Genomic DNA, 18,202 nt, shown 5'->3' with positions numbered 1-18,202 from the left:
GAAGCGGCGGGTAAGGAGCAGTCATGTCCGCCCCCGATGGGCTCCCCCGGCGCGTCGCGCGCAGACGTGGCCGGTTGTCGCGGACGGCCGCGGTGGTGGCCGCGGTCGTGCTCGGAGGTGTGATGGTCGTCTTCGGCTCGGCGACCAGCTCCGCGGCCACCGTCGACACGAACGCGTGGTACGTGCTGGTGAACCGCAACAGCGGCAAGGCACTGGACGTCTACAACCTCGCCACCAACGACGGCGCCCGCATCACCCAGTGGACCCGCAACGACGGCAACCAGCAGCAGTGGCAGTTCGTCGACTCCGGCGGCGGCTACTACCGCCTCAAGTCCCGCCACTCCGGCAAGGTCCTCGACGTCTACAACTTCTCCACCGCCGACGGCGCGGCCATCGTGCAGTGGTCCGACGGCAACGGCACCAACCAGCAGTTCCGCCTCGCCGACTCCGACGGCGGCCACGTCCGCCTGATCAACCGCAACAGCGGCAAGGCGGTCGAGGTGCAGAACGCCGCCACCAACGACGGCGCGAACGTCGTCCAGTACAGCGACTGGGGCGGCGCCAACCAGCAGTGGCAGCTCGTCCGCGTCGGCGGCGGGACCGAGCCCACCACCACGACCCCGCAGCAACCGGGCGGCCAGTACACCAACCCGGTGGTGTGGCAGGACTTCGCCGACGTGGAGGTCATCCGGGTCGGCGACGTGTACTACATGACCGCCTCGACCATGCACTACTCCCCCGGCGCGCCGATCCTGCGGTCGTACGACCTGGTCAACTGGGAGTTCGCCGGCCACTCGGTGCCGTCACTGGACTTCGGCACGAAGTACGACCTGACGAACGGGCAGCGGGCGTACGTCAACGGCATCTGGGCGTCGACGCTGCAGTACCGGCCGAGCAACCGGACCTACTACTGGGCCGGGTGCATCGACTTCAACGACACCTACATCTACACCGCGGCGAGCGTCGAGGGGCCGTGGAACCGGCACGCCCAGATCGACAACTGCTACTACGACGCGGGCATGCTGATCGACGACAACGACACGATGTACGTCGCCTACGGCAACGGCACGATCAGCGTCGCCCAGCTGTCCGCCGACGGGCGCACGCAGGTCCGCGCGCAGCAGGTGTTCCAGACCCCGTCGACCATCGGGACGCTGGAGGGCGCGCGGTTCTACAAGCGCAACGGCAGCTACTACATCTGGCTGACCCGCCCGGCGAACGGCCAGTACGTCCTGAAGGCGAGCAACCCGTTCGGCCCGTACACCCTGCGGCAGGTGCTGCTCGACCTGCCGGGCCCGATCCCCGGCGGCGGCGTGCCGCACCAGGGCGGGCTGGTCCAGACCCAGAACGGGTCCTGGCACTACATGTCCTTCGTCGACGCCTACCCCGGCGGTCGGGTGCCGGCACTGGCGCCGATCACGTGGACGGCGGACGGCTGGCCGACCCTCCAGACGGTCAACGGCCGGTGGGGCGTGAACTACCCCTCGCCGCTGCCGCCCCGTCCGGTCAAACCGCTCACCGGGTCGGACACCTTCGCGGGCACCGCCCTCGGACCGCAGTGGGAGTGGAACCACGACCCGGACACCAGCCGGTACTCGGTGAACAACGGGCTGAGGTTGCAGACCGCCACCGTCACCAACGACCTGTACGCCGCCCGCAACACGCTCACCCACCGCATCCAGGGACCGACGTCGACGGCCACCATCGAGCTGGACTACAGCACGATGCGCGACGGCGACCGGTCCGGCCTGGCCATGCTGCGCCAGTCCTCCGCGTGGATCGGCGTCAAGCGCGAGAACGGCCAGACCCGCGTGTCCATGACCACCGGGCTGGCCATGGACAGCAGTTGGCGCACCACCAGCACCGGCGCCGAGGCCGCGAGCGCCGCGGTCAGCGGCGGCCGGATCTGGCTGCGGGTCAACGCCGACATCCAACCCGGGTCCAACCGCGTCGCCCGCTTCTCCTACAGCACCGACGGCGTCACCTTCACCCCGCTCGGACCGGCGTTCACCCTGAACAACGCCTGGCAGTTCTTCATGGGCTACCGCTTCGGCATCTTCAACCACGCCACCCAGGCCCTGGGCGGCTCCGTCACCGTGCGCAAGTTCGACCTGACCACTCCCTGACCGACACCGAACCCGTCCCAGGCGGCGGTCCCGGCATCACGTGATGGCCGGGACCGTCGCCCTTTCGGTCTGCGCGGAACCGGCGGCACGTCGAAATCCTCGAAAGTTGTTTCGAAGTTTTGCGAAAAAATCTCGTCTTTTGGATCGTGCGACCGCAGATCCCACAGACCCGCCGAACTCGCCTCTGAACTGTGTCTTTATCGGTTGGCGAAGATCATGCTTAACCGGTTCGCCAAGGTTCATGCAGGTGAACGACGGCCCTACAGGAGGGGCGCACAAGCCTTGATCGGTCGAAGTGTTTCGGTTAATACTGCTTAACGTTTCGAACCGAACAGCGTGTGGCTACGGGAGGTCCCGGCCACACGCGCCGAGCGGACCATCGACCGCTCCGACCTCACCCGTCCCCACCCGCATCGTCGCGGGTGCTCCTCAGAAAGCGCCGAACATGACGCTGACAGCGAAGTCAGTCGCACGGGCCGCGCTCGTGTCAACCTTGGTCGCCGCGGCCACGGGCGCCGCGGTCCTCGTGGCGTCACCCGCCAGTGGCGCCGCCTCCACGCTCGCCGCGGCGGCCCAGCAGAGCGGCCGGTACTTCGGCACCGCGGTCGCCGCGAACAAGTTGGGCGACGCGACGTACGTCGGGATTCTCAACCGTGAGTTCGACATGGTCACGGCCGAGAACGAGATGAAGATGGACGCGACCGAGCCGCAGCAGGGCCAGTTCAGCTACGGCAACGCGGACCGCATCGTCAACCACGCCCGCAGCCGGGGCATGAAGGTGCGCGGGCACGCCCTCGCGTGGCACTCGCAGCAGCCGGGCTGGATGCAGAACATGTCCGGCACCGCGCTGCGCAACGCGATGCTCAACCACGTCACCCAGGTCGCGACCTACTACCGCGGCAAGATCCACTCCTGGGACGTGGTCAACGAGGCGTTCGCCGACGGCGGCACCGGCGCCCGTCGTGACTCGAACCTCCAGCGCACCGGCAACGACTGGATCGAGGCGGCGTTCCGCGCCGCCCGCGCGGCCGACCCGGGCGCGAAGCTCTGCTACAACGACTACAACACCGACAACTGGTCGCACGCCAAGACCCAGGGCGTCTACCGGATGGTGCAGGACTTCAAGGCCCGCGGCGTGCCGATCGACTGCGTGGGCTTCCAGGCCCACTTCAACAGCGGCAACCCGGTTCCCAGCAATTACCACACCACGTTGCAGAACTTCGCCAACCTCGGCGTCGACGTGCAGATCACCGAGCTCGACATCGAGGGCTCCGGCACGACGCAGGCCCAGCAGTACCAGGGCGTCGTCCAGGCCTGCCTCGCCGTGACCCGCTGCACCGGCATCACCGTGTGGGGCATCCGCGACAGCGACTCGTGGCGCGCCTCCGGCACCCCGCTGCTGTTCGACGGCTCGGGCAACAAGAAGGCCGCCTACACGTCCGTCCTCAACGCGCTGAACGCGGCGGGGACCACCAGCCCGACCACCAGCTCGACCACGCCGACCGACCCGACCACCACCACCCCCACGACCACCACCCCGGCCCCGGGCGGCTGCACCGCGACCTACTCCGAGGGCGAGAAGTGGAGTGACCGCTTCAACGGCCAGGTCACCGTCTCCGGCACCAACAACTGGGTCGTGACGGTCACCGTCAGCTCGCCCCAGCGGATCATCGCCACCTGGAACACGACCGCGACGTGGCCGTCGGCCAACGTGATGGTCGCCCGTCCCAACGGCAACGGCAACACGTTCGGCTTCACCGTCATGCACGGCGGCAACTGGAGCTGGCCCAGCGTGTCCTGCCGGGTCGGCTGAGCCACCGCGCGGAGGACCCGGCCGCCACCGGGTCCTGCCCGCACCCGATCGCGCGACGCCACTCCGCCGCCCCGGACTCGAAGGAGATCTACCTTGCGCAGCAACCACTCCCGCGCATCGCGGACGGCCGCGGCGGTGGCCGCGGCGGCACTCGTCGCGACGGCCGGAGCCCTGGTCGGGTCGCAGTCCGCGTCGGCCGCCGCCGGCTGCCGGGTCGACTACTCGGTCGGCTCGCAGTGGCCGGGCGGCTTCACCGCCAACGTGGTCGTGACGAACCTCGGCGACGCCGTGACCGGGTGGCGGCTGGCGTGGTCGTTCGCGGGCGACGAGCGGATCACGCAGTCGTGGAACGGGTCGCACACCCAGTCCGGCGCCCAGGTCACCGCCGTCAACGCGGCGTGGAACGGCGCCATCGCCACCGGGGCGACGGTGTCGTTCGGCTTCAACGCCACGACCGGCTCCCGCCCGACGTCCCCGGCGGTGTTCACCCTCAACGGCACCGCGTGCACCGGTTCGACGACGACCACCACGAGCACCACGAGCACCACGAGCACCACGAGCACCATCACCACGCCCACCACGACCACCACGACGACGACGCCCCAGCCGAGTCGGCCCATGATCGAGAACAACTTCCCCGTCACCAGGGAAGGCGCCTACGGCGACAACCGCTTCACCGTGTTCCGCCCGTCGAACCCGCAGGCCGTCGACCGCCCGCTCCCCGTGCTGGCGTTCGGGAACGGCGCGTGCGCGCACACGAACAACAGCGAGGTCACGCGGGTGCTGACGTTCATCGCGTCGAAGGGCTTCGTCGTGGTGGACACCGGCTCGGTCGACGGCTCGCCCAACGGCGTGCCGAGCGGGTCGCCCATCCCGTCCCTGCTGACGGACGCCATCACGTGGGCCGAGCGGGAGCAGGACCGTTCCGGCGCGCCGCTGCGCCGGCGCCTCGACCTGTCGAGGGTGGCGACCGCGGGCCACTCGTGCGGCGGCTTGGAGGCGATGGTCGCCGCCCAGGACCGCCGCGTGTCCGCTGTCGTCTCGTTGAACAGCGGGTTCTTCGCGGACGGCTCCTTCGGCTACCCGCGCTCCGAGGTCGGCAAGCTGCACACGCCCGCCCTGTTCATGGACGGCGGCTCCTCCGACGTCGCCTACGCCAACAACCAGGCCACCTACGACCTGGCCACCGTCCCGTCCGTGCTGGCCCGCCACCCGCAGGCCGGGCACACCGGGTTCATCACCGGCAGCCAGCTCACCGACGGCATGACGACGGTGGTGCAGTTCCTCGACATGGTGCTCAACGGCAACCAGACGGCACGCGCCTACATCCTGAGCCCGTCCGGACTGGCCGCCAAGGCGCCGTGGACCGTGACCACGAAGAACTTCTGACCACCGCGCGCGGCGGGCAGGGGCGTCGTCCGCCTCCTGCCCGCCGCCGTTCGTCAGGAGGTGGCGCAGGTGAGGGCCGGGATCGGGTTGGCGCCGGCGGAGGAGCCGGTGAAGCCGAACGTGGTGGTGCCGTTGGGCGCGACGGCCCCGTTGTAGTTGGCGTTGCGCACGGTCACTTCCTGGCCGTTGGTGGTCACCGTGCCGTTCCACAGGCTGTTCACGGTCTGGCCCTGGGCGAGGGTCCACTTGACGGTCCAGCCGGTGGTGGCGGTGGAGCCGGTGTTGCGGACGGTGACCTCGCCCTGGTAGCCGCCGTTCCACTGGCCGACCACCCGGTAGGTCGCGGTGCAGCCGGACCCGTTGTTCCCGCTCGTGGTCGTGGTCGTCGTGGTGGTGGTCCTGGTGCCGCCGAGGGCTTCGTAGACCGCCCAGTAGGAGGGCTTCTTGGCGAAGTCCTCGTCGTAGATCAGGGCCGCACCCTCACCGGGGAACACCGAGGGTATCCACGAGTGGCCGTCGGAGAAGTCCCAGACGGTGATGCCGACGCAGCGGGTCACGGCGAGGCAGGCGTTGGTGACGGCGCGGTAGTCGGCCGCCTGCTGCGCGTCCTTGGCCGCGTCACGCGGGGTGCGCATGCGGATGTCCAGCTCGGTGATCGCGACGTCCACGCCCAGGTCGGCGAAGCGCTGGATGTTCTGCTGCAACGTGCTCGGGACCTGGCCGAGGACGAGGTGCGCCTGCAGGCCCACGCCGTCGATCGGGATTCCCTGCTGCTTGAACGACTTCACCATGTTGTACATGGCGTCGCTCTTGGCGTTGATGCCCTCCACGTTGTAGTCGTTGTAGTAGAGCTTGGCGTTCGGGTCGGCGGCGCGGGCCGCCTTGAACGCCTCGGCGATGTAGCCGTCGCCGAGCTTCTGCTGGAACACCGACTGCCGCCGGGCGCCGTTCTCCTCGAACGCCTCGTTGACCACGTCCCAGTGCACGACCTTGCCCTTGTAGTGGCCGGCGACGTTGGCGATGTGGTTGCGCATCACCCCGAGCAGCTCACCGGCGGGCACGTCGTTGACCCAGCTGGGCAGCTGGTTGTGCCACACCAGGGTGTGGCCGCGCACGGTCTGGTTGTGGGCTTGCGCGAAGGCGACGATCTGGTCGGCCTGGGAGTAGTCGAACCGGCCCCGGCTGGGCTCGACGTACATCCACTTCTGCGTGTTGCCGACGGTGATCTGCCCGAACTCGCTGCCCAGCACCGCGGTGTAGGCGGAGTTGTTCAACGTCGGGTTGTCCGTGGCCGAGCCGAAGTAGCGGCCCTTCGCCGCGGCGAGCTGACCCAGGGTCGGCCCGGCCTGGGCCGCGGACGGCGCGGCCACCGCCATGCCGACGGCGAGCGTGCCCGCGACGGCGACGGCCGTCGCGGCGAGGACGCGACGAGCGCGGCCTGCTGGTGCTGACATGTGTCTTCTCCTGACATCGGTGTCGGGACCGGCGGCGCGGGCATGCCGGGGCAGGTGGCGTGCCCGTGCGGCCGAGCGGGTGCGGGAGGGAGTCCGGTGCGCCCGCTGGTGGCCCCGGTCGGGCGTGCGTTCCCGACCGGGCCGTGATCGGCGCCGTGGGGCCGATCAGGTCTGTCGCGACCCGCGGTCGGCGGGTCCGGTGGGTGGTGCCGACGTGCGGGCCGTCACCGCGGGTGCGGCGTCGCGTCGGCGGGCTCGTAGTCGGACCAGTCGGAGGCGGCCGTGCCAACGAGGTCTGGACGCGGACTTCCAGGGCCGGCCCACGCGGTGCGACGGCCGGGTGGCCGGCGGACCGCCCGGTTCCTGGAAAGTTTCGTCAGAATCGCCGATCGTTAACGTCGCCGACGTTAAGGCGCGTCGCGTCGACCGTCAAGACGTTCGCGGCAGCCTCGTTGAAACGTTCTGCCGGTGGGCCGAGCACTAGACTCCCGGCATGCCGTCGACCAGCCACTCGCCGACCGACGCCGCCGCGCGCGGGGGCGCCACCATCGCGCGCATCGCCGAGCTGGCCGGCGTGTCCACCGCCACGGTGTCCAAGGTCGTCAACGGGCGCGCGGAGGTCGCTCCGGAGACGCGCGCCCTGGTCGAGGCGGTGATCCGGGAGCACGGGTACCGGAGGCAGAAGAAGCAGAACCGCGCGACGTTGGTGGAGCTGGTGCTCCACGAGCTCGAAGGCGCCTACGCGATGGAGGTCATCAAAGGTGTCGAGCGCGTGGCGAGCGAGAACGAGCTCGCCGTGGTGCTCACCGAGCTGCACGGCCGCCACACCCCCGGCCGCACGTGGATCGACGGCGTGCTGGCCCGCAAACCGGCGGGCGTGATCACCGTCTTCTCCGCGCCGACCCGCGCCCAGCAGGAGCAGCTGGCCAGCCGCGGCATCCCGTTCGTGTTGGTGGACCCCACGAACGACCCCGGCCAGGAGTTCCCGTCAGTGGGGACGAGCAACTGGAGCGGCGGCCTCTCGGCCACCCGCCACCTGCTCGACCTCGGGCACCGCCGCATCGCCGCCATCACCGGCCCGGCGAACTTCCTGTCCAGCCGGGCCCGCCTCGACGGCTACCGCGCCGCCCTCGACGCCGCCGAGGTCCCCATCGACCCCACGCTCATCCGCGTCGGCGACTTCAACGTCATCGACGGCCTCACCCACGGCCGGGACCTGCTCCGACTCGACCGACCACCCACCGCGATCTTCGCCTTCAACGACGCCCAGGCCCTCGGCGTCTACCAGGCCGCCCACGAAGCAGGCCTCCGCATCCCCCACGACCTCAGCGTCGTCGGCTTCGACGACCTCCCGCCCGCGCAGTGGGCGATCCCCGCCCTCACCACCGTCCACCAACCCCTCAGCGACATGGCCGCCGCCGCCACCGACATGATCGTCACCCTCGCCCAGGGCGACCCCCTCCCCCAGAACCGCCTCATGCACGCCACGGGACTCACGGTCCGCGCGAGCACCACCGCGCCCCGCCCGTGACGCCGGGGCAGCGTTGTCGTGCGGCCGACTGACCGAAATGATCGACGTCGTGGCCGGTACCGCCCTGCGGGTGGTCGGTGCCGCACAATCGTCACCGTGGGTGGAACAGCGCTGCACGTCTTCACCTCGTACACCGCCGAGCGGGTCGAGCCGATCGTGGTCGCGGAGATGACGGCCGAGGGCATGGAACGAGACGCCGCCGACCCGGAGCGGTGGCGCTCGCCCGAAGGCCTGCCCTACGCCCACTCCCTCGACCGACCGGACATCGAGACCGACCCGGCGGAACTGGAGGTCATCGCCCGGGCAGCCGGCAGGGCGACGCGCTGCTACGTCGGGCTGCACGTCTTCGTCAGCGACGTCGCGGGCCGACCCGTGCTGGGCCGCCTCGCGCAGCGATGGCGGCCTGGTACGCCCACCCCGACTTCCACGTCGTCAAGTAGTCGGCCGGGCTGCACACCCCGGTGGCCGCGGCACGGGAGTCGCCTCACCGCTCAACGCCACCACACCCCTTGCGTCGTCTCGTCGACCACGACGTCGGTGACGATGGTGTTGTGGTCGTGCCGCGCGTCGGTCAGCGCCGCCCTCGTCAGGTCCGCGTACGCGAGGTTCGCTCCGGAGAGGTTCGAGTCACGCAGGTCCGCGCTGGTCAGGTCGACCATGTAGAGCTTCGCGTTCGTGAGGTTCGCGTTGGTGAGACCCACGCCGGAGAAGTCCGCGCCGATGTAGTCGACGGTGCCGACGATCGCGTCGGTGAGGTCCGCGCGGTCCAGCACCGCGCCGACGAAGTGCGCGCCACCGAGGTTCGCGCCGACGAGGTTGGTCCCGACGAACGTCGCGTTGAGGGCCTTGGCGTACTTCACGTCCGCGCCGGCGAGGTTCGCGCCGGTGAGGTCCGCGAAGCTGACGTCGGCCCCGACCAGGTTCGCCCGCGCGAAGTTCGCCTTGACGAGGTTCACCTGTCCCAGGCACGTGTTCGTCAAGTCGACCCGGGTGACCTGGTCGTGGTCGGCGTTGCGGCGGCCCAGCACGGTCAACGCCGCCTGGACGTCCACCGCCGGCCGCTGGTCCGGGCATTCCCCCGGCATCCCGCCGTCCGCGATCGGCGGCCGGTACGGCGCGGTGCTGCGGACGAACGCGGACAGGACCTCCACGACGGTCGGGTGGTCGCGCGGCGAGTCGCGGGCCAGGCGTTCCAACGCGTAGACGGCGCCCAGACGTGCCTGCAGGTGCTCGGCGCCGGCGCGGTCGAGCTGGTCGACGGCCTTGGTGAACCGGTCCGTCAGCTGCCCCTGCTCGGCCACCGCGTTCTGCGCCCGCGTCGCCTCCAACGACCGGCCGGTGAAGTAGACGCCGGCGGCGGAGGCCACCGCGGCCACCACCGCCGCGATCGCGGTCCAGTTCCACGCCCAGCCAGGCCGTGATCGCCGTTCCCGACGCCCGGCCGGACGGCGCAGACCGGCCGGGCGGACCACTCGCGAAGACCTCTCCGCCCGGCGCGGACGGGGTAAGTGGTGCGGACTCATCGGCGAATACTGCCACGCACCGACGTCCCGGTCTCCGCAACGAGCGCGTCGGGCGTTCGGCGGGACCTACCCGCGCACCCCCGGGTGGGACGCCAGGACCGCGACGTCCTGCTTCACCGACACCAGCGTCCTGACGGTGCGGTAGCCGATCGCCTCGTTCACGCGGATCATGTGGGTGTTGTCGGCGCTCGTCGTGGTGTAGAAGCGTTCGATGTCGGGGCGGTCGGCCAGCAGTCGCCACGCCATGTGCGCCTTGATGCACCGGCCGAGGCCGTGGCCGCGGTGGGCGCGCAGCACTGACGTCTCGCGCTGCGACGCCCAACGCGGGCGGTGGGGACGGACTTCGACCTCGGTGACGCCGACGACGTCGCCGGACTCCTCGTGCACCGCCACCACCATCCGCTGGTCGACGCCACGGGCGCGCAGGTCGGCTTCGGCCTCGCGCACGCGTTCGGGTGTCCACAGTGGAGCCTGGAAGTCGATGTCGCCGAAAGGCGCGTCCCGCAGGGCGTTCCGCGCCCAGGCGAGCGAACCGAGCAGCGCGTCGGGAGTGGCGCCGGCCCAGTCCTCGACGCGGTAGCCGGCGGGCGCCGGGACGTCCCAGGTCGCCCGGTCGACCTCGGCCACCGACAACAGCTGCAGCACCATCGTGTTGACGACCCGGAACCCGACCGCGGTGGCCCAGTGCTCGCCGGCGCCGCCACGGGTGATCTCCCAGCCCTCGACGACCGTACGGCCTTCCAGCTCCGGCAGCAGGTCCCGCAGGAAGGCGGTGCCGACGCCCTGTCGGCGTTGCTCCGGGTGCACGGTGATCGTCACCAGCGAGAGGTGGCCGTTCTCCGCTTCCGGGAAGTTGGCGAACGCGATGGCCACGATCCCGCCGCCGCGCCGCAGGACCCAGCACCGACGGGGGCCGAACCCCGCCGGCGGAGTCCGCAGAGCGCCCACGAGCGCCTCGAACGTCAAGGGCGCCTCGTCCGGCCGGTCCACCGCCTGTGCCGCCAGCATCACCCGGTGGACGGCCCGCAGGTCTTCTTCCGCCGCCCCGGCGACGTCGAACGGTTCAGCCCCCATGCCGCCATTGTGCCGACGATCGACCGCGCGTGCGGCTCACCGGGTGGAATCGCGGTTGCCGTGGGCCTCCGCCGACAGGTCCTGCCAGTCGGCCCACGTCTTGAGCCGGTCGGCGTAGGCCTGCTGGAGCATCGGGTGGAAGCCCTGGCCGAAGAGCACCCGCAGGGGCGGCCGGTCGAGGTCGACGATCTTGAGGAGCGCCCGCGCCGCGGCGACCGGGTCGCCGGCGGGCTGCTTCCCGGTGACGGCGGCGATGCGCTCGCGGAAACCGTCGTAGAGGGGGTTGGTCTCGGACATGTGGCCGTTGTCGAGCGGGTCGGGGTTCTTGCCGTTCCTGGTGGCGAAGCCGCCGGGCTCGATCACGGTCACCTTGACGCCGAACCCGGCGACCTCCTGGGCGAGGGTGTCGTTCAGGGCTTCGACGGCCCACTTGGACATGTGGTACGCGCCGCCGAGCGGCATCGCGATGAGCCCGGCCGCCGACGACAGCTGGACGATGTGCCCCGCGCCCTGCTCGCGCAGGTGGGGCAGCGCGGCCTGGACGACCCACAGGGGGCCGAACAGGTTGGTCTCCAGCTGGTCGCGCAGCTCGCGCTCGGTCAGCTCCTCGATCGCGCCGATCTGCGCGTAGCCCGCGTTGTTCACGATGACGTCGAGGCGGCCGAAGTGCTCGTGGGCCCGTCGCACGCTCGCGAAGACGGCGGCCTTGTCGGTGACGTCGAGCGGCAGCGGGAGCACCGCGTCGCCGTGCTCGGCGACCAGGTCGTCGAGGCTTGCGGTGTTGCGGGCGGCAGCGGCGACCTTGTCGCCGCGCGACAGGGCGGCCTCGACGAAGCAGCGCCCCAGGCCGCGCGACGAACCCGTGACGAACCAGATCTTGCTCACGATGTCTTCCCCGTTCTCTCGTGGGTAGGCCGTTCCCAGAGGCCGGCCACAAGACACCGGGTGTTCGACCGCTGTGACGGGACGTGAGACAGGTCACCGGGGGCGGGCGGTCAGCCGAGGCGGCCCAACCACATGTGGTCGCTGCTCGCCCACCGCGCGCCCGCGAGCTCGTAACCGTGCGACCACGGCCGGAACGGAGGCGGTGTGCGGCCACGCGGACGCACACCGCCTCGTCGTCAGAGCAGCCCGCGGCGGTAGGCGGCCACCAGGCGGCGCGGCACGGTCAGCTTGCGACCGTCCAGCGTGGTCACGGGGACGAGGTCGGGTGGCGTCGCCTTCCACCGGGCGCGGCGGTGGCGGGTGTTGCTGCGCGACGTCTTGCGCTTCGGGACGGCCATCAGCTCGTCCGCTTCCCGTAGCGGCGGTTGAACTTCTCCACCCGGCCCGCGGTGTCCACGAGGCGCTGGGTGCCCGTCCAGAACGGGTGGGAGTCCGACGTCACGTCGACCGTGATGAGCGGGTAGGTGTTGCCGTCCTCCCAGTCGACGGTCTTGGCCGACGTGGCCGTCGACCGGGTCAGGAACGCCTTCCCGGTCGACAGGTCCTGGAAGACCACCGGGTGGTAGTCGGGGTGGATGCCCTGCTTCACAGCTCCTCCATCTGGTCGTGCCACTCGGCGGACGACGTCATCCTACTGGAAATGATTGTCGTTCCGCATGGCGGAGGGTGCGGCTACGGGCGACCACCGACCCGGACGGGTGGCGCGACCTCGGCGAGCCCGGCCAACGCCCGCGGCAGCGGACCCCGGTGCAGGACGCCGAGGCGCTGGGTGGCGCGCGTGAGGGCGACGTACAGCTCCGCCGCGCCACGAGGACCGTCGTCGAGGATGCGCTCCGGGTCGACGACCAGGACGGCGTCGTACTCCAGCCCCTTGGTCTCCGACGCCGCCACCGCGCCCGGCACACCGGGCGGCCCGATCACGACGCTGGTGCCCTCGCGGCCGGCCTCGTCGCGCACGAAGTCCTCGACGGCGGCGGCGAGCTCGTCCTCGGCGACCTGCCGAGCCCACGGCCGGACGCCGCTCGCGCGGACCGACTCCGGCGGCCGCACGTCCGGCGCGAACTCGGCGAGCACCGCGGCGGCGACGGACATGATCTCCGCCGGGGTGCGGTAGTTCACGGTCAGCGACCGGTAGACCCAGCGACCGGGCACGTACGGCTCCAGCACCGCGTCCCACGACGTCGCGCCGGCCACCGACCGGCGCTGGGCGAGGTCGCCGACCACGGTGAAGGACCGGCCGGGACAGCGCCGCATCAGCACCCGCCAGTCCATCTCGGACAGTTCCTGTGCCTCGTCCACCACGACGTGCCGGTAGGTCCAGTCCCGGTCGGCGGTGGCGCGTTCGACCAGGTCCCGCGTGTCCTGCTCGACCACGCGGTCCGCCAGGTCCTCGGCGTAGAGCAGGTCCGTGGCGAACAGGTGGTCCTCGTCGTCCATCGAGTCCTGGCGGCCGACGAGGCTGTCCAGCACCTCGGCCGCGTACTTCGCCTCGGCCTTCCGCTCCCGCTCGGCGGCCCGGTCGACCGACTTGTCGGGCCCGAGCAGGTCGACCAGCTCGTCCAGCAGCGGCACGTCCGAGACGGTCCAGGCGTCGCCGTCGGCGCGGAACAGCACCTCGTCGGCGCCGGCGGCACGCAGCCGCGTGCGGGAGGAGTACAGCGACCCGAGCACCTCCGCCGGCGTCAGCACGGGCCAGAGCTGGTCCAGCGCGGCGGTGAACCCGTCGTCCTCCGCCAGCTCCTTCAGCAGGTCCGCCCGCAGGCGCTCCCACGACTTGCGGTCGTCGCGGGTCAGCCACCCCTTGCCGATCCGCGGTATCGCCCGCTCGGTGAGCACGTAGGTGACGATCTCGGTGAACACCGCGCGGGCCTCGTTGTGCGGCAGCCCGCTCTTGCGCGCCTCGTCCCTCGCCCACTCGGCCGTCTCGGCGTCGATCCGCGCCGTGACGCCCCCCAGCTCCACGGGGAGCGGGTCCTCCGGCAACCGCTGGTGGTGGGCGATCGCGGCCGCGAGGACGTCGAGGATCTTCAGCGAGCCCTTCAGCCGCGCGGCCTCCGGGGAGTCCTCGGCGGTGACGCGCAGGCCCGGCACGAAGTCGCCGGTCGTCATGAAGACCACCTCCGACTCGCCCAACGACGGGAGCACGCGGCCGATGTGGTTCAGGAACGCCGGGTTGGGGCCGACCACGAGCACGCCGTGGCGTTCCATCCGCTCCCGCTGCGTGTACAGCAGGTATGCGACGCGGTGCAGCGCCACCACGGTCTTGCCGGTGCCGGGGCCGCCCTCGATCACCAGCACGCCGGGGTGGTCGAGCCGGATGATCTCGTCCTGCTCGGCCTGGATCGTGGCGACGATGTCGCGCATCCCCTCGCCGCGGGGCGCGTTGACCGCCGCGAGCAGCGCCGCGTCGCCCTGCTCCGCGCCGTCGGGGCGGCCGAGCACCTCGTCGGTGAAGCCGAGCACCTGACGGCCGCGGGTGTGGAACTGGCGGCGTCGGCGCATGTTCTCCGGGTTCGCGCCGGTGGCGACGTAGAACGCGCGCGACGCCGGCGCCCGCCAGTCGAGCAGCACCGGTTCGTACTCGTCGCCCTCGTCGAAAAGACCGATCCGGCCGATGTACGAATGCCCACCCGAAAGGGAGTCGAGCCGACCGAAGCACAGCCCGTTGTCGGCGACGTCCAGCCGCTTCGCCTCCTTGGCCAGCGCGCGCACCTCGAAATCCCGTTCCATCGGCGTGCCGCCGGTCCCCCGCAATGCCGCCGTGTACTCGCGTTTCACCCTCGCGCGCTCGGTGTCCAGCCGCCGGTGGAGATCGGTCACGTAGTGCCGCTCGGACCGCAGTTCGTCCTCGTACCCCTGTTTTGACACATGCCCCTCGCAGCGGCTAATCTGATGTCAGGTTCGGCGGGTTTTCCATTTTCCGATGGAGAGCACGCCGATTTTTTATTGTACCTGTCGCCACGCCGCACCCCTCAAGCCGCACAAATGTGCGAGATCGCCGGCAGGTGGCCCGTTTCAGCTTCGGCCGGCAATTCTGCGCCACCACCGGGGTCTTGCCGCAAGACCCCCTGTCTGCTATATGTTGAAGAGGGAAAGGGAGCGGGTGATCCCCCTTTCCGCCTCAACTCCCTCAGGCCAGGTTGGCCAGCTTCCGCTCCAGCACGGCGCGTTCGCGCTCGTTGCCGCACAGCCCCACGGCCCGCCGCAGTTCGGCGCGCGCCTCGTCGGCGCGTCCCAGCCGGGTCAGCAGTTCCCCGCGCACGCTCGGCAGCAGGTGCGAGCCCGCCAACGCCTCGGCGGCCACCAGCCCGTCCACGATCGGCAGCGCCGCGGCCGGTCCGGACGCCATCGACACGGCCACCGCCCGGTTGAGGTCGACCACCGGTGACGGCGCGAGGCGGCCCAGCGCCTCGTACAGCAGCACGACGCGCTCCCAGTTCGTCGCCTCGACCGACGGCGCGACGGCGTGGCACTCGGCGATCGCCGCCTGCAGGCCGTAGGCGCCGAGGCCCCGCCCGGCCTGCTCCGCGCGGGCCAGGGCGGCGCGTCCCCGGCGGATGGCGCCGTGGTCCCAGCGGCGGCGGTCCTGGTGCTCCAGCAGCACGGGCTCGCCGTCCGGGCCGGTGCGGGCGGGGAAGCGCGCGGCGGTCAGCTCCAGCAGCGCCAGCAGGCCGTGTGCCTCGGGCTCGTCGGGCACCAGCCGCACCAGCACGCGGGCGAGGCGTTGGGCCTCGCTCGCCAGGTCGAGCCGGATGAGGGCGTCACCGGAGCTGGCCGTCGACCCCTCGGTGAAGATCACGTAGAGCACGTTGAGGACGGAGCCGAGCCGCTTCTTCCGCTCCTCGGCCGGCGGCACCTCGAACGGCACCCCCGCCGCGCCCAGGGTCTTCTTGGCGCGGGTGATGCGGGCCTGCACGGTGGCGGTCGGGATGAGGAACGCCCTGGCGATCTCGTCGCTCGTCAGACCGCCGACGACGCGCAGCGTGAGCGCCACCCGCGCCTCGCGCGACAGCACGGGGTGGCAGGAGATGAACATCAGCGCGAGCACGTCGTCGTCGATCTGGTCCGGGTCCCACAGCACGTCGTCGGCGTGCTCGGCGGGGGCGGCGCCCGAGAAGGCGCCGCCCTCGCCCAGGTCGTGGGCCAGGGCGGCGTACCTCTCGTCCGCGGCGGACCGCCGGCGGAACGCGTCGATCGCGCGCCGCCGGCCGACCGTGAGCAACCACCCCGCGGGGTTGTGGGGCACGCCGTCGCGCGGCCACGTCACCAGCGCCTCGGCCACCGCCTCCTGGGCGACGTCCTCGGCCAGCGCGAAGTCGCCGGTGTACCGCGCGAGCGCGCCGACGATCCGCGCCGACTCGATCCGCCACACGGCGGCGACGGCCCCGCGTCCCGTCGGATCGGTCACGCCCGTCCCGCTCAGAGCTGACCGGTGGCCTCGCGCCACGCCTTCTCCTTCTGGACCCACTCGTTGTCCTGCGGGAACTCGTCGATCGTGCTGACGCGGCGGATCTCGGTCTTGAAGCCGGGACCGCCCATCGGCATCCGCTTCGCCCACTCGACCGCCTCCTCCTTCGACGTCACGTTGAGGATGTAGAACCCGCCGAACAGCTCCTTCGTCTCGCCGTAGGGGCCGTCGGTGATCACGGGCGGCTCGGCGGAGTAGTCGACGACCACGCCCTCGGAGGCGTCGGCGAGGCCTTCCGCGGCGACCAGCACGCCGGCCCGGACCAGCTCGTCGTTGAACCTGCCGACGGTCTCCAGCATCTCGTCGAAGTCGACGTTCCCCATCGCGGCGAAGGCCTCGTCGGTCGCGCGCATGATCAGCATGTACTTCATGGTTCGGTCTCCTGCGTCCTCCGGGCCCCTCTCGGACCCTCTCACCCCTGGGTCGAACGGCGGGTGCCGCGGATCGACACGGGCCGCGAAGAATTTTTCCGCATGTCCTCCGGAGGCGCGGCGCGGTGCCCGCCGGGCTCCCCACGTCGCCCGAACGGTGCAGCAAATCACCCACGATGGGGTGAGAACATCGTGGCCCCTGCACCCGTCCCACCAGGAGCGCCATGCGACGCCCACTCGGCACGTCACTGTTCGCGGCCGTCCTGCTCGCCGCCGTCCTGCCCGCCACGCCCGCGTCCGCCGAGACCCGGACCAGCGGGTACATCGTCCTGCTCGCCGACGGGGTCGCCGCCTCGTCCGTGTCCTCCGTCTCGGCCGACCACGGCACGACCGTGGACCACGTCTACTCCAGCGCCCTGCGCGGGTACTCCGGCCGGATGACCGCCACCGCGGCGGCCCGCCTCGCCCGTGACCCGCGCGTCGCGCTCGTCCAGCCCGACGGCGTCGCGACCGCCACCGCGCAGACCACGCCCACCGGCGTCGACCGCGTGGACGCCGAGCTCAGCGCCACCGCCCGCATCGACGGCGCCGACCAGCGGGTCGCCGTCGACGTCGCGGTGATCGACACCGGGGTCGACCTCGACCACCCCGACCTCAACGTGCACACCGCCGGCGCGAAGAACTGCTCCTCCGGGCGCAGCGCCGACGACGGCAACGGGCACGGCACGCACGTCGCCGGCACGATCGGCGCGCTGGACAACGGCGACGGCGTCGTCGGCGTCGCGCCGGGCGCCCGCATCTGGCCGGTGCGGGTGCTCAACAACCAGGGCAGCGGCAGCTTCTCCGACATCATCTGCGGCATCGACTACGTCACCGCGCACGCGGACGAGATCGAGGTCGCGAACATGAGCCTCGGCGGGTCCGGCAGCGACAGCGCGTGCGGCACCAACCGGGACGCGATGCACGAGGCGATCTGCCGCTCGGTGGCGGCCGGCGTCACCTACGTCGTGGCCGCCGGCAACAGCGCGGCGGACTCGGCGACCTTCGTCCCGGCCGCGTACGACGAGGTGATCACGGTCAGCGCGCTGGCCGACTTCAACGGCCAACCCGGTGGCGGCGCCGCGGCCACGTGCCGCGCGGACGTGGACGACACGTTCGCGGACTTCTCCAACCACGGCGCCGACGTCGACCTGATCGCGCCCGGTGTCTGCGTGCTGTCCACGTGGAAGGGCGGTGGCTACAACACGATCTCGGGCACGTCGATGGCCAGCCCGCACGTCGCCGGCGGCGCGGCCCTGTACCGGGCCACCCACCCGACCGCGACGCCCGGCACGGTGAAGTCCGCGCTCCAGGCGGCCGCCACCGGCACGTGGAACACGGGCACCGACCCGGACGCCACGCACGAGCCGCTGCTCGACGTCGCGTCGTTCTGACGGGCCGGCGGACCGCCCTCGTCGCTTCGGGGGCGGTCCGCCCGTCACCGGCGGGGCTTCTCCGCATCTACTCCG

The 18,202-nt window shown here is 71.4% G+C and carries 14 protein-coding genes; 5 read left to right on the top strand and 9 right to left on the bottom strand.

Annotated features, from left to right (window positions below; translation table 11 throughout):
- Positions 1 to 23 precede the first annotated feature (23 nt).
- The 3 genes from ACRAKH_RS12680 (at position 24) to ACRAKH_RS12670 (ending at position 5,328) form a co-directional block, all read left to right on the top strand.
- The gene (locus ACRAKH_RS12680) at positions 24 to 2,126 is read left to right on the top strand and encodes a family 43 glycosylhydrolase (RefSeq protein WP_380720353.1); all 2,103 of its coding nucleotides are present in this window, start codon (positions 24 to 26) and stop codon (positions 2,124 to 2,126) included.
- A 484-nt stretch (positions 2,127 to 2,610) separates the two neighbouring features.
- Complete coding sequence (locus ACRAKH_RS12675; RefSeq protein WP_447009832.1) at positions 2,611 to 3,939, top strand: endo-1,4-beta-xylanase; 1,329 nt, start codon at positions 2,611 to 2,613, stop codon at positions 3,937 to 3,939.
- Between the two features lie 93 nt (positions 3,940 to 4,032).
- Positions 4,033 to 5,328, top strand: coding sequence for a cellulose binding domain-containing protein (locus ACRAKH_RS12670; protein ID WP_380727924.1), 1,296 nt, complete (start codon positions 4,033 to 4,035; stop codon positions 5,326 to 5,328).
- A 53-nt stretch (positions 5,329 to 5,381) separates the two neighbouring features.
- Here the strand turns inward: ACRAKH_RS12670 and ACRAKH_RS12665 are convergent, their stop codons facing one another.
- Positions 5,382 to 6,782, bottom strand: coding sequence for an endo-1,4-beta-xylanase (locus tag ACRAKH_RS12665; protein ID WP_380727923.1), 1,401 nt, complete (start codon positions 6,780 to 6,782; stop codon positions 5,382 to 5,384).
- A gap of 493 nt (positions 6,783 to 7,275) precedes the next feature.
- Between ACRAKH_RS12665 and ACRAKH_RS12660 the strand changes: the two genes are divergently transcribed.
- The gene (locus ACRAKH_RS12660) at positions 7,276 to 8,313 is read left to right on the top strand and encodes a LacI family DNA-binding transcriptional regulator (protein ID WP_380727921.1); all 1,038 of its coding nucleotides are present in this window, start codon (positions 7,276 to 7,278) and stop codon (positions 8,311 to 8,313) included.
- Between the two features lie 491 nt (positions 8,314 to 8,804).
- Here ACRAKH_RS12660 and ACRAKH_RS12655 read toward each other — a convergent pair whose 3' ends face one another.
- From ACRAKH_RS12655 to ACRAKH_RS12620, 8 genes are all read right to left on the bottom strand, one after another.
- Positions 8,805 to 9,785, bottom strand: coding sequence for a pentapeptide repeat-containing protein (locus ACRAKH_RS12655; RefSeq protein ID WP_380727919.1), 981 nt, complete (start codon positions 9,783 to 9,785; stop codon positions 8,805 to 8,807).
- 117 nt (positions 9,786 to 9,902) lie between these two features.
- On the bottom strand, positions 9,903 to 10,910 hold the full coding sequence (locus tag ACRAKH_RS12650; protein ID WP_380727917.1) for a GNAT family N-acetyltransferase: 1,008 nt from the start codon (positions 10,908 to 10,910) through the stop codon (positions 9,903 to 9,905).
- 36 nt (positions 10,911 to 10,946) lie between these two features.
- The gene (locus tag ACRAKH_RS12645; protein WP_380727915.1) at positions 10,947 to 11,795 is read right to left on the bottom strand and encodes an SDR family NAD(P)-dependent oxidoreductase; all 849 of its coding nucleotides are present in this window, start codon (positions 11,793 to 11,795) and stop codon (positions 10,947 to 10,949) included.
- A gap of 236 nt (positions 11,796 to 12,031) precedes the next feature.
- Positions 12,032 to 12,193: a 50S ribosomal protein L32 gene (gene rpmF, locus ACRAKH_RS12640; RefSeq protein ID WP_380727912.1), complete on the bottom strand. Its 162-nt coding sequence runs from the start codon at positions 12,191 to 12,193 to the stop codon at positions 12,032 to 12,034.
- Positions 12,193 to 12,444: a type B 50S ribosomal protein L31 gene (locus tag ACRAKH_RS12635; protein ID WP_380727910.1), complete on the bottom strand. Its 252-nt coding sequence runs from the start codon at positions 12,442 to 12,444 to the stop codon at positions 12,193 to 12,195. The genes rpmF and ACRAKH_RS12635 overlap by 1 nt, the downstream gene beginning before the upstream one ends.
- A gap of 83 nt (positions 12,445 to 12,527) precedes the next feature.
- Positions 12,528 to 14,723: an RNA polymerase recycling motor ATPase HelR gene (gene helR / locus ACRAKH_RS12630; protein WP_380727908.1), complete on the bottom strand. Its 2,196-nt coding sequence runs from the start codon at positions 14,721 to 14,723 to the stop codon at positions 12,528 to 12,530.
- Between the two features lie 262 nt (positions 14,724 to 14,985).
- A complete protein-coding gene (locus ACRAKH_RS12625; RefSeq protein ID WP_447009831.1) occupies positions 14,986 to 16,263 on the bottom strand; it encodes an RNA polymerase sigma factor in 1,278 nt (425 codons plus the stop codon).
- Positions 16,264 to 16,274: 11 nt separating this feature from the next.
- Positions 16,275 to 16,694 (bottom strand): YciI family protein, encoded by a 420-nt coding sequence (locus ACRAKH_RS12620; protein ID WP_380729537.1) that lies wholly within the window; start codon positions 16,692 to 16,694, stop codon positions 16,275 to 16,277.
- 224 nt (positions 16,695 to 16,918) lie between these two features.
- Between ACRAKH_RS12620 and ACRAKH_RS12615 the strand changes: the two genes are divergently transcribed.
- Positions 16,919 to 18,127 (top strand): S8 family peptidase, encoded by a 1,209-nt coding sequence (locus tag ACRAKH_RS12615; RefSeq protein ID WP_380729539.1) that lies wholly within the window; start codon positions 16,919 to 16,921, stop codon positions 18,125 to 18,127.
- The last annotated feature ends 75 nt before the right edge of the window (positions 18,128 to 18,202 follow it).

The organism is Saccharothrix hoggarensis, assembly GCF_052936025.1.
Note: the sequence above shows the minus strand (reverse complement) of the source record. Positions and strands in the feature narration are given on the sequence as shown.

Bases quoted from the DNA above. Each gene is read 5' to 3' on its own strand.
- ACRAKH_RS12615 (WP_380729539.1), top strand. From the start codon at position 16,919: ATGCGACGCCCACTCGGCACGTCACTGTTCGCGGCCGTCCTGCTCGCC.
- ACRAKH_RS12620 (WP_380729537.1), bottom strand. From the start codon at position 16,694: ATGAAGTACATGCTGATCATGCGCGCGACCGACGAGGCCTTCGCCGCG.
- ACRAKH_RS12660 (WP_380727921.1), top strand. From the start codon at position 7,276: ATGCCGTCGACCAGCCACTCGCCGACCGACGCCGCCGCGCGCGGGGGC.
- ACRAKH_RS12680 (WP_380720353.1), top strand. From the start codon at position 24: ATGTCCGCCCCCGATGGGCTCCCCCGGCGCGTCGCGCGCAGACGTGGC.
- rpmF (WP_380727912.1), bottom strand. From the start codon at position 12,193: ATGGCCGTCCCGAAGCGCAAGACGTCGCGCAGCAACACCCGCCACCGC.
- ACRAKH_RS12665 (WP_380727923.1), bottom strand. From the start codon at position 6,782: ATGTCAGCACCAGCAGGCCGCGCTCGTCGCGTCCTCGCCGCGACGGCC.
- ACRAKH_RS12650 (WP_380727917.1), bottom strand. From the start codon at position 10,910: ATGGGGGCTGAACCGTTCGACGTCGCCGGGGCGGCGGAAGAAGACCTG.